Raw genomic sequence first — 10374 nt, 5'->3', positions numbered from 1 at the left:
GCGCCGTGCGGACCGTGCGGGGACGCGGTGGCTTGAGCCGGAGGCGCCGCGCTGGCTGGCGGGGCGTCGCGCGGGCCGAACGGGCGCCCGGGGTGGCACGAGCGGGACGGGGCGTGCGAGCCGAGCGGGCGTCGGGGGTGGCAGGAGCAGGACGCGCCTCCCCGGGTCGGCTGGACGCCGCGCGGGCCCGGCGGGCGCGCGAGGTGGCCTAAGCCGGATGCGCCGCACCGGCTGGCGGGACGCAGTGCAGGCCGAGCAGGCGCCCCGGCACGGCCTGAGCGGGACGCGTCGCGCGAGCCGAACCCGCCACGCGCGCCGAACCGACGCCCGGGGGTGGCGTGAGCGGAACCCGTCGCGCGAGCCGCACGGGCCGCGCGGAGGGGCGGGCGCGGGCGGAGACGGAGCCAGGGCGGGACGGAGCTGGTCCGTCCCGCCCTGCGGGTGTCCCCGGGCGTGCCGGGGGCGGTGAGCTGTGGGTCTCGCGGTCAGCTCTTCTTGAGGCCGATGCCGGGACCGGAGGGGGTGGCGTCCTTGCCGGGGGCGGAGGCGGAGGTCGCGCCGGAGGCGCTGGGCTCCCCGGCCGCGTCCGCCTCCCCGTCGCCGTCCTTCGCGTCCGCGTCCTTCGCCTCGCCCGTTTCCTTCGGCTCCGGGGGCTCTCCGTCGCCGCCCTTGTCGTGGATGATCTCGCGGCCCGGGTGGAGGCGGGCGGAGATCAAGAAGTAGGCGACGGCGGCGATGAAGACGATGATCGCCGTCCACACGTTGAGGCGGACGCCGAGGATGTGGTGGGCGTCGTCCACGCGCAGGTACTCGATCCAGGCGCGGCCCGCGCAGTACGCCGCGACGTAGAGCGCGAAGGCACGGCCGTGGCCGAGGCGGAAGCGGCGGTCGGCCCAGATGACGAGGAGGCCGACGCCGACGCACCACAGGAACTCGTAGAGGAACGTCGGGTGGTACGTGCCCGGGATACGGCCGCCGGTGTCGTTGGTGATCTTGAGCGCCCAGGGCAGGTCCGTCTTCTTGCCGTACAGCTCCTGGTTGAACCAGTTGCCCCAGCGGCCGATCGCCTGGGCGAAGGCGATGCCGGGGGCGACCGTGTCGGCCCAGGCCGGGAGCGGGATACCGCGCCTGCGGCAGCCGATCCAGGCGCCGAGGGCACCGAAGGCGATGGCGCCCCAGATGCCGAGGCCGCCTTCCCAGATCTTGAAGGCGTTGACCCAGTCCTTGCCCTCGGTGAAGTACAGCTCGTAGTCGGTGATGACGTGGTACAGCCGTCCGCCGACGAGCCCGAAGGGCACGGCCCAGACGGCGATGTCCGCCACCGTGCCCGCCCGGCCGCCGCGCGCGATCCAGCGCCGGTTGCCGATGAGCACGGCGACGAAGACGCCGATGATGATGCAGAACGCGTATCCGCGCAGCGGGATGGAGCCGAGGTACAGCACTCCGCGCGACGGGCTGGGAATGTAGGCAAGGTCCATGACGATGTCCACGCTATCGCGGGGCGGGAGGAGGACGGGTCGCAGCGTTGGCAACGTCTCCGTAACAGCGCCCCTCGGCGGGCCGGTCCTCCGCGGCCCGCGACCGTGCCCGCGCGCGCCGGACGGGACGGGTCGCGCGGGTCCCGGGCGCGGGGCTCAGCCCTTGGCCGCCTTCTCCTCCACCAGTTCCTTCAAGCGGTCCGGGGTGAAGGCGGGCTTCGGGTTCTTGAAGACGTCCTTGCCGTCCAGGAGGACCGTGGGGGTGCCCCGGAAGCCGCCCTGCTGGAACTTCTCGTTGGACTTCGAGACCCAGGAACTGTGGGTTTTGTCCTCGACGCAGGAGCGGAAGGCGGGGGTGTCGAGGCCCTTGACCTTCTTGGCGAGGTCGATGAGCTTGTCCGGCTGGGCGTAGGGGTCGGTCGTCTCGGCGGGCTGGTTGGCGTAGAGCACGTCGTGGTAGGCGGGGAACTTGCCCACGTCCTGCGCGCAGAGCGCCGCGTTCGCCGCGCTCGCCGAGCCGCTGCCGCCCATGTTGCCGTCGATGAGGGTGGCGAGGTGGTACTCGACGCGCAGCTTCCCCGCGTCGGCCAGCTCGTGGACCGTGGAACGGAAGCCGTTCTCGAACTGGGCGCAGGCGGGACAGCGGAAGTCCTCCCAGATGGTGAGGACGGAGGGGGCCGACTTCTCGCCGAGCGGGATGGCCAGCCCGTCCTCGCCGGTCGCGCCCTTGGGGGCGACGACGGGCCCGGCGGCGTCCGCGCCGTCCTTCTTGCCCATCGTGACGGCGGCACCGACGCCACCCACCACGACGAGCACCCCGAGCACGACGGCGCCCATCACGAGGCTCTTGCGCCGCTTCTCGCGCGCCTCCTCGCGGCGGCGGTCGGCCGCGATGCGGTCCCGCGCGGACAGCTTTCCCTGACGATTCTTCTCGCTCACACCCCCGCCAACGAACCGGGAGGGCACGCGTGCCTGCCCCGGCGCTTCTTCACGCGGACGAGTGAAACGGGACGCACGGGGTTGCCGGGAACCGGTGCGACCATCGGCTCATCGCCCGCCACGAAGCGCCCACACCGCCACCCGCCCCCGGATCCGGGCCCGGGCCCCTGGCACGCTCGGCACCCCCGCGCACACCGGGCCCGCGCCCCCGCACCCCGCACGCTCGGCACCCCCGCACCAGCACGGGCCGGGCGCGCCCGGGAGGAATCCCGTCGCACCCGGCCCGTCACCGCCGCGGGCGGAGGCCCCGCGTCGGCTCAGCCCCGTCGCCGGACGCCCTTCGCCAGGTCGGCCGCCAGTTCCCGTACCGCCGCGAGCCCCGTCTCCTCGTCGGGCGCGTCCAGGAGGCGCTTGACGAAGGCGGAGCCGACGATGACGCCGTCGGCGAAGGCGGCGACCTCGGCGGCGTGGGCCGGGGTCGAGACGCCGATGCCGACGCAGATCGGCAGGTCCGTCGTGGCGCGGGTGCGGCTCACGAGGTCCTTGGCCTGCTCGCCGACCGAGTCGCGGGTGCCCGTGACGCCCATGAGCGAGGCCGCGTAGACGAAACCGCTGCCCGCCTCCGTGATCTCGGCGAGGCGCTTGTCGGTGCTGCTCGGCGCGACGACGAAGACGGTCGCGAGCCCCTGCTTCTCGGCGTGCGCGCGCCACTCGGCGGACTCCTGCACGGGCAGGTCGGGCAGGATGCAGCCCGCTCCCCCGGCCTCGGCGAGTTCACGCGTGAAGCGCTCGACGCCGTAGCGGTCGATGGGGTTCCAGTAGGTCATGACGAGGACCGGCTTGCCCGTGGCCTCGAACGCCTGCCGGACCGTGTCCATGACGTGCCTGATCCGCAGGCCGCCGCGCAGCGCGATGTCGTCGGCGGTCTGGATGACCGGGCCGTCCATGACCGGATCGGAGTGCGGCAGCCCGACCTCGACGACGTCGGCGCCGCCTTCGAGCGCGGCCCGTACCGCCTTCGCGCCGCCCTCGATGCTCGGGAAACCGGCCGGCAGGTAGGCGATGAGCGCGGCCCTGTTCTCGGCGCGGGCGCCCGCGAGGGTCTCGCGCAGCAGCGCGGACTGTCCGGCGTGGTGCTGGCTCACTGGGGCTCCCCCTCCGCGTCGGCGCGGACGATGCCGTCCACGACGACCGATTCCTCGTCGTAGAGGCCGAAGTACTTGGCGGCGGTGTCCATGTCCTTGTCACCGCGCCCGGACAGGTTGACGAGGACGAGCCCGTCGGGGCCCAGCTCGCGGCCGATGTCGAGCGCGCCCGCGAGGGCGTGCGCCGACTCGATGGCGGGGATGATGCCCTCGGTGCGCGACAGCAGCCGCAGCGCCTCCATCGCCTCGCGGTCGGTGACCGGGCGGTACTCGGCGCGCCCGGTCTCGCGCAGGTGGGCGTGCTCGGGGCCGATGCCCGGGTAGTCGAGCCCGGCCGAGATGGAGTAGGGCTCGGTGATCTGGCCCTCCTCGTCCTGGAGGACGTAGGAGCGGGAGCCGTGCAGTATCCCCGGCTCGCCGGCCGTGAGGGTCGCCGCGTGCTCGCCCGAGGCGACGCCGTGCCCGGCGGCCTCGCAGCCGACGAGACGGACGTCCGTGTCGGGCAGGAAGGCGTGGAAGAGGCCCATCGCGTTGGAGCCGCCGCCGACGCAGGCGACCGCCGCGTCCGGGAGCCGGCCCGCGCGCTCCAGGAGCTGGCGGCGCGCCTCGACGCCGATGACGCGGTGGAAGTCGCGGACCATCGCGGGGAAGGGGTGCGGGCCCGCGACGGTGCCGAACAGGTAGTGCGTGTGCTCGACGTTGGCGACCCAGTCGCGGAACGCCTCGTTGATGGCGTCCTTGAGGGTACGGCTGCCGGACTTCACGGCGACGACCTCGGCGCCGAGCATCCGCATCCGGGCGACGTTGAGCGCCTGCCGCTCGGTGTCGATCTCGCCCATGTAGATCGTGCAGTCCAGGCCGAAGAGGGCGCAGGCGGTCGCGGTGGCGACGCCGTGCTGGCCCGCGCCGGTCTCGGCGATGACGCGGGTCTTGCCCATGCGGCGGGTGAGCAGCGCCTGCCCCAGCACGTTGTTGATCTTGTGCGAGCCGGTGTGGTTCAGGTCCTCGCGCTTGAGGAACACCCGGGCGCCGCCCGCGTGTGCGGCGAAGCGCGGCACCTCGGTCAGGGCGCTGGGGCGCCCGGTGTAGTTCAGCAGGAGGTCGCCGAGCTCGGCGGCGAAGGCGGGGTCGCTCCTGGCCTTGTCGTAGGCGACGGCGACCTCGTCCACGGCGGCGACGAGCGCCTCCGGGATGAAGGCGCCGCCGAAGCGGCCGAAGTAGCCCTCGGTGGTGGGGCTCAGGCCCTCGGGATCGGGCACGAAGAGCTCGTGCGCCAGGAATGCCTCGTATGTCATGGATGGACGCTCCGGTACCGGGGCGCGCGCGGGCGGCCCGGGAGAGGTGGTCGGGGACGACACGGCGGCCACGAGGGTACGGCGTGCGTCCGCCCGGACACGTACGGTACGGGCGGCGCGGCGCGTCAGGCCCTCAGCGGCCGGTGCGGCGCCATCGCATCCCGTTGACCTGGCCCGGCTCGTCCCCGATCACGTACCGCACCCGGCGCCCGTGGACGCGGCGGGCCGGGGCACGGCAGCCGCGCGGGCGGCAGCCCCGCGCCAGGCGCGCGTACGGGTCGGGGGCGGTGGGGGCCATGGGAGGGTTCAGTCCCGTCCGTGGCGCAGCGCGGGGTGGGCGCCGGCGGCGACGAGGTCGGCGACGGCCGTCCGCGGGTCGCGACCGGTGACGAGGGACTCGCCGACGAGGACGGCGTCGGCGCCCGCGTTGGCGTAGGCGATGAGGTCGTGCGGGCCGCGCACGCCCGACTCGGCGACCTTGAGGACGCCGGCGGGGACCTCGGGCGCGACGCGCTCGAAGGTGTTGCGGTCGACCTTGAGGTTCTTGAGGTTGCGGGCGTTGATGCCGATGAGGCGGGCGCCCGCCTCGACCGCGCGCTCGACCTCGGCCTCGTCGTGCGCCTCGACCAGCGGCGTGAGGCCGATTGAGACGGCGCGCTCGATGAGCGATTCGAGGGCGGGCTGCTCCAGCGCCGCGACGATGAGGAGCGCGAGGTCGGCGCCGTAGGCGCGGGCCTCCCAGAGCTGGTAGGAGGTGACGATGAAGTCCTTGCGCAGGACGGGGATGTCGACCTTGGCGCGGACGGCTTCGAGGTCGGCGAGCGAGCCGCCGAAACGGCGCTGCTCGGTGAGCACGGAGATGACGGCGGCGCCGCCCGCCTCGTAGTCGGCGGCGAGCGCGGCCGGGTCGGCGATCGCGGCGAGCGCGCCCTTGGAGGGGCTGGAGCGCTTGACCTCGCAGATGACCTGCACGCCCTCGCGGCCGAGCGCGGCGAGCCCGTCCCGGGCCTCCGGGGCGCGGGCCGCACGCTCCTTGAGCTCGTCGAGGCTGACGCGCGCCTGCCGTTCCGCGAGGTCGGCACGCACTCCGTCGATGATCTCGTCGAGCACACTCACTCCGGCGGACTCCTCTCGGGCCTCCCCGCGCGGGGAAGGGGGGAACGTGGGACGGGCCCCGGCCGTGCCCGGTGCGACGGGGGGCGGGGAACCTCCTGCGATGGTAGCCGCCGCGGGGCGTAAGGCGCGCATCCGGTTGACGGCGGCGCGGCTGACCAGGGGGTTCGCGGGGCGGCGCGGCTGACCAGGAGGTTCACGCGGCGGCGGGGCTGGTGCGGGGGCGGCGGGGCTCAGGGGTGCAGGAAGCCGCCGAGGGGGAGGTTGCGCACGAGCGTGAAGGCGAGCACGACGGCCGCGAGCGCCCAGCGCAGCCGGGCCGGGGGCAGCGGCGGGGCGAGGTCCCTGCCGCGCGCGGCGCGCACGGTCCACACGAGCCACAGCACGGCGGCGAGCCCGTAGCCGAGGACGGCGAGCGCGTTGTCCTGGAAGGCCGCCGCGAGGTCGCCGTGCGCGACGGCGTGCGCGCTGCGCAGCCCTCCGCAGCCGGGGCAGTAGAGCCCGGTGAGCCGCAGGAGCGGGCAGGCGGGGTAGTGCCCCGGCTCGTGGGGATCAACGGCCCCGACGTACGCGAACGCCCCCGCCACGCCGGCGAGGGCGAGAGCGGGGGCGGCGAGGCGGCGGACGGGGTGGGCGAGGGCGGCGGGGGTGCTCACGGGCTCATTGTGCGGCCCGGGCGCGTTTCCCGCGCGCCCGGCGCGTGCGTCGGGGGCGCCGCCGCGGTGGCTCAGTGGTGTCCGCCGCCGAGGGGGGCGTTGCCCTTCGGCATCCCGAGACCGGCCGCGCTCATCGCGCCGCCCACGATCGCCGCGAGCAGCAGGATGCCGATACCGACCCAGAAGCCGACCGGCACGGCCATCACGATGAAGACGCTGCACACGATGAAGCCCACGAAGGCGATCAGAACGCCGGTCCACGCCGCCGGTGTGTGCCCGTGGCTGTTCTGCGACATGTCTTGCTCCTCGATGCGGTGGATCTACGCGTTCATTGTGGCGCACGGGGCGCGGTGGCGCGCACCGGGGTGGGCCCTCCGGGCCGCCCGGCTCAGCGCTCGCCGGTGGGGTCCTCGCCCCGGTCGATGGCCTTCCACAGGTCCTCGGGACGGTCCGGGTCGAGCGCGCGGCGCGGGGCGCGCGGCGCGGGCGCGGCGCCGCCGCGCTCGTACCGCCCGGACATGGCGGGCCAGCGGCGGCCGTGCAGCAGCGCGAGGACGCCCGCGACGAGGAGGAGGGCTCCGGCGCCGGTGGAGACCCAGGGCCAGGCGGTGGCGCCGAAGGCGTGGACGGTCGCCGCCGCGTGCCCGGAGGCTTGGGCGGCCTTGTCGTCGAGCGCGCCGTGGTCGCGCGCGCCGAGGACGCCCGCGACGACGGTGCCGACGCCGCTGAGCGCGAGGAGCGCCGCGACGAAGACGCGGCCCGCGCGGCGGACCGCGAACACGGCGAAGAGGGAGGCGAGGCCGACGATGGCGAGCGCGGCGGGCGCGCCGGTGACGTCGCCGCCCTTGACCGAGAGCGGCAGGGTACCGCCGACGACGGTCGCGGTGCCGTGCGCCCAGGTCTGGCGCGAGCACAGCAGGGCGAGCGCGGCACCCGCGGCGCCGAGCACGAGCGCGGCGGCGAGGCTCCGGCGCGCCCCGCGCTGGGCGCGCGCGGCGGCGGGGGCCGCCGGGCTCGCGGGCGCGGGCGCCGCGTCGGTACGGGGTTGCGGGACAGCAGTCACCCGTCCACTATCCCTCACCGCGCCGCGCGGCCCGCAGCCGGTCGGCGCTGTGGACGGCGCGGAGCACGGCGGCGGCCTTGTTGCGGCACTCCTGGTCCTCGGCCGCCGGGTCCGAGTCGGCGACGACCCCCGCCCCGGCCTGCACGTACGCGGTCCCGTCGCGCAGCACCGCGGTGCGGATCGCGATGGCCGTGTCCGAGTCGCCCGCGAAGTCGAGGTAGCCGACGGCGCCGCCGTACACGCCGCGCCGGGACGGCTCCAGTTCGTCGATGATCTCCAGGGCGCGCGGCTTGGGGGCGCCCGAGAGGGTCCCGGCGGGGAAGCAGGAGGTGAGGACGTCGAAGGCGGTGCGGCCCTCGGCGACCTGCCCGGTGACGGTCGAGACGATGTGCATGACGTGCGAGTAGCGCTCGACGGACATGAAGTCGACCACCTCGACGCTGCCGGGCGCGCAGACCCGGCCGAGGTCGTTGCGGCCGAGGTCCACGAGCATGAGGTGCTCGGCGCGCTCCTTGGGGTCCTTGAGGAGTTCCTCGCCCAGTTCGCGGTCCTCCTGCGGGCTCGCGCCGCGCGGCCTGGTGCCCGCGATGGGGTGGACCATGGCGCGGCCGTCCTCGACCTTGACGAGCGCCTCGGGGCTGGAGCCGACGATGTCGAAGCCGTCGAGGCGCAGGAGGTACATGTACGGCGAGGGGTTGGTGGCGCGCAGGACGCGGTAGACGTCGAGGGCGCTCGCGGCGCAGGGCGCCTCGAAGCGCTGCGAGGGCACGACCTGGAAGGCCTCCCCGGCCCGGATGCGTTCCTTGACGGTCTCGACGGCGGCGCGGAAGTCGGGGCCGCCCCAGCGCGCGGTGTACGCGGGCAGTTCGGAGGCGGGGAGTTCGGCGGGCTCGGAGGCGAGGGGGCGGCGCAGGTCGGCCTCCATCGCGTCGAGCCGGGCGACGGCGTCGGCGTACGCCTCGTCCACGCCGCTCGCGAGGTCGTTGTGGTTGATGGCGTTGGCGATGAGCCGGACGGTGCCGTTCCAGTGGTCGAGCACGGCGAGGTCGGAGGTGAGGAGCATCGTCAGCTCGGGCAGGCCGAGTTCGTCGGGCGTGTCCTCGGGGAGCTTCTCCAGGCGGCGCACGACGTCGTAGCCGAGGTAGCCGACCATGCCGCCGGTGAAGGGCGGCAGCCCGGGGGCGAGGTCGCGGGGGGTGTGCAGGGCCTCGACGGTGGCGCGGAGCGCGGCGAGCGGGTCGCCCCCGGTGGGGACGCCGACGGGCGGGGTGCCGGTCCAGTGCGCCTGTCCGTCCTTCTCGCTGAGCACGGCGGCGCTGCGGACGCCGACGAAGGAGTAGCGGGACCAGGACTGGCCGGCGCTCTCGGCCGATTCGAGCAGGAAGGTGCCGGGGCGCTCGGCGGCGAGCTTGCGGTAGAGGCCGACCGGGGTGTCGCCGTCGGCGAGGAGCGTGCGGCTGACGGGGATGACACGCCGGTCGGTGGCGAGAGCGCGGAAGGCTGCGAGGTCCATGAGGCAGGACCCTACTGGCCTGCGGGGGCGGCCGGATTCAGGTGCGGGGCGGGCGTCGCGCCTCAGGACTCCTTCACCGGGAGCACGTCCGCGTCGAAGCACGTGCGGTCGCCGGTGTGGCAGGCGGCGCCGACCTGGTCAACCTTGACGAGGAGCGTGTCGCCGTCGCAGTCCAGGGCGACCGACTTGACGTGCTGGACGTGCCCGGAGGTGTCGCCCTTGACCCAGTACTCCCGCCGCGAGCGCGACCAGTAGGTGCAGCGCCCGGTGGTCAGGGTGCGGTGCAGCGCCTCGTCGTCCATCCACCCGAGCATGAGCACCTCGCCGGTGTCGTACTGCTGGGCGACGGCGGGCACGAGCCCGTCCGGGGTGCGCTTGAGGCGCCGGGCGAGGTCCGGGTCGAGGGGGCTGTCGGCCGTACTGTTCATACGGTCATTGTCGCGCAGCGCGCCGCGCGCGGACGCCGGGCGTCCCCGCGGCGCGGTACGGGGCTAGGCTGATTCCCATGTCCAGTCATGCGAAGCGCGAACGGCTGCTCCTGGCCGATCTGTTGGAGGCCGCGGGTCCCACCGCGCCGACCCTGTGCGAGGGGTGGCTGACGCGGGACCTGGCCGCCCACGTGGTGGTGCGCGAGCGGCGCCCGGACGCGGCGGGCGGCATGTTCGTCAAGGCGCTCGCCCCGCGCCTGGAGCGTGTGCAGGCGGAGTTCGCCGCGCTGCCGTACGAGGAACTGCTCCAGCTCGTGCGCACCGGCCCGCAGAAGTACTCGCCGTTCAAGCTCAAGCAGGTCGACGAGCTGGCCAACTCCGTCGAGTTCTTCATCCACGGCGAGGACGTCCGCAGGGCGCGGGCCGACTGGACGCCGCGCGTCCTGGACCCGGTCTTCGCCGGGACGCTGTGGGCGCGCCTGGAGAAGTCGGCGCGGCTGAGCGGCCGCAAGGCGCCGGTGGGGATGGTGCTGCGGCTGCCCGACGGCCGCACGGCGGTCGCCAACCGGAGCACCCCGGTCGTCACGGTGACCGGGGAGCCGGGCGAGCTGACGCTCTTCGCCTCGGGCCGCCAGTCCCACGCGGACGTGGAGCTGGAGGGCGAGAAGGCGGCGGTCACGGCGCTGACGGGGACGGACAAGCTGGGGTTCTAGGCGCGGGCCGGGACGGCCCGGTGGCGGGCCG

Annotated in this window: 12 protein-coding genes; 1 reads left to right on the top strand and 11 read right to left on the bottom strand. The window is 74.9% G+C overall.

Annotated features, from left to right (window positions below; all coding sequences use genetic code 11):
• Window positions 1–485: 485 nt before the first annotated feature.
• The 11 genes from lgt to hisI all read right to left on the bottom strand — a co-directional run bounded on the left by lgt (window position 486) and on the right by hisI (window position 9630).
• Entirely contained in the window at window positions 486–1478 is a 993-nt protein-coding gene (lgt, locus tag SSBG_RS23225; RefSeq protein ID WP_037871818.1) for a prolipoprotein diacylglyceryl transferase, read from the bottom strand.
• A gap of 156 nt (window positions 1479–1634) precedes the next feature.
• Window positions 1635–2417, bottom strand: a complete 783-nt coding sequence (locus tag SSBG_RS23220) for a DsbA family protein (protein ID WP_037870471.1) — start codon at window positions 2415–2417, stop codon at window positions 1635–1637.
• 317 nt (window positions 2418–2734) lie between these two features.
• The gene (gene trpA / locus SSBG_RS23215; protein WP_008748508.1) at window positions 2735–3562 is read right to left on the bottom strand and encodes a tryptophan synthase subunit alpha; all 828 of its coding nucleotides are present in this window, start codon (window positions 3560–3562) and stop codon (window positions 2735–2737) included.
• Window positions 3559–4857, bottom strand: coding sequence for a tryptophan synthase subunit beta (trpB, locus tag SSBG_RS23210; RefSeq protein WP_037870469.1), 1299 nt, complete (start codon window positions 4855–4857; stop codon window positions 3559–3561). Before trpB ends, trpA begins: the two co-directional genes overlap by 4 nt.
• 133 nt (window positions 4858–4990) lie before the next feature.
• Complete coding sequence (gene trpM, locus SSBG_RS33805; RefSeq protein ID WP_086023074.1) at window positions 4991–5155, bottom strand: tryptophan biosynthesis modulator TrpM; 165 nt, start codon at window positions 5153–5155, stop codon at window positions 4991–4993.
• An 8-nt stretch (window positions 5156–5163) separates the two neighbouring features.
• A complete protein-coding gene (gene trpC / locus SSBG_RS23205; RefSeq protein WP_008748506.1) occupies window positions 5164–5973 on the bottom strand; it encodes an indole-3-glycerol phosphate synthase TrpC in 810 nt (269 codons plus the stop codon).
• A 230-nt stretch (window positions 5974–6203) separates the two neighbouring features.
• Window positions 6204–6626 (bottom strand): DUF2752 domain-containing protein, encoded by a 423-nt coding sequence (locus SSBG_RS23200; RefSeq protein ID WP_008748505.1) that lies wholly within the window; start codon window positions 6624–6626, stop codon window positions 6204–6206.
• Between the two features lie 71 nt (window positions 6627–6697).
• Window positions 6698–6922: an HGxxPAAW family protein gene (locus SSBG_RS23195; protein ID WP_008748504.1), complete on the bottom strand. Its 225-nt coding sequence runs from the start codon at window positions 6920–6922 to the stop codon at window positions 6698–6700.
• Window positions 6923–7014: 92 nt separating this feature from the next.
• On the bottom strand, window positions 7015–7689 hold the full coding sequence (locus SSBG_RS23190) for a TIGR02234 family membrane protein (protein ID WP_008748503.1): 675 nt from the start codon (window positions 7687–7689) through the stop codon (window positions 7015–7017).
• A 7-nt stretch (window positions 7690–7696) separates the two neighbouring features.
• Complete coding sequence (locus SSBG_RS23185) at window positions 7697–9202, bottom strand: anthranilate synthase component I (protein ID WP_008748502.1); 1506 nt, start codon at window positions 9200–9202, stop codon at window positions 7697–7699.
• A 62-nt stretch (window positions 9203–9264) separates the two neighbouring features.
• Entirely contained in the window at window positions 9265–9630 is a 366-nt protein-coding gene (hisI, locus tag SSBG_RS23180) for a phosphoribosyl-AMP cyclohydrolase (protein ID WP_037870466.1), read from the bottom strand.
• Window positions 9631–9707: 77 nt separating this feature from the next.
• Here hisI and SSBG_RS23175 point away from each other — a divergent pair, with 77 nt between their 5' ends.
• Window positions 9708–10343, top strand: coding sequence for a TIGR03085 family metal-binding protein (locus SSBG_RS23175; RefSeq protein ID WP_008748500.1), 636 nt, complete (start codon window positions 9708–9710; stop codon window positions 10341–10343).
• The last annotated feature ends 31 nt before the right edge of the window (window positions 10344–10374 follow it).

Source organism: Streptomyces sp. SPB074, from assembly GCF_000154905.1.
Classification (GTDB): domain Bacteria; phylum Actinomycetota; class Actinomycetes; order Streptomycetales; family Streptomycetaceae; genus Streptomyces.
Note: the sequence above shows the minus strand (reverse complement) of the source record. Positions and strands in the feature narration are given on the sequence as shown.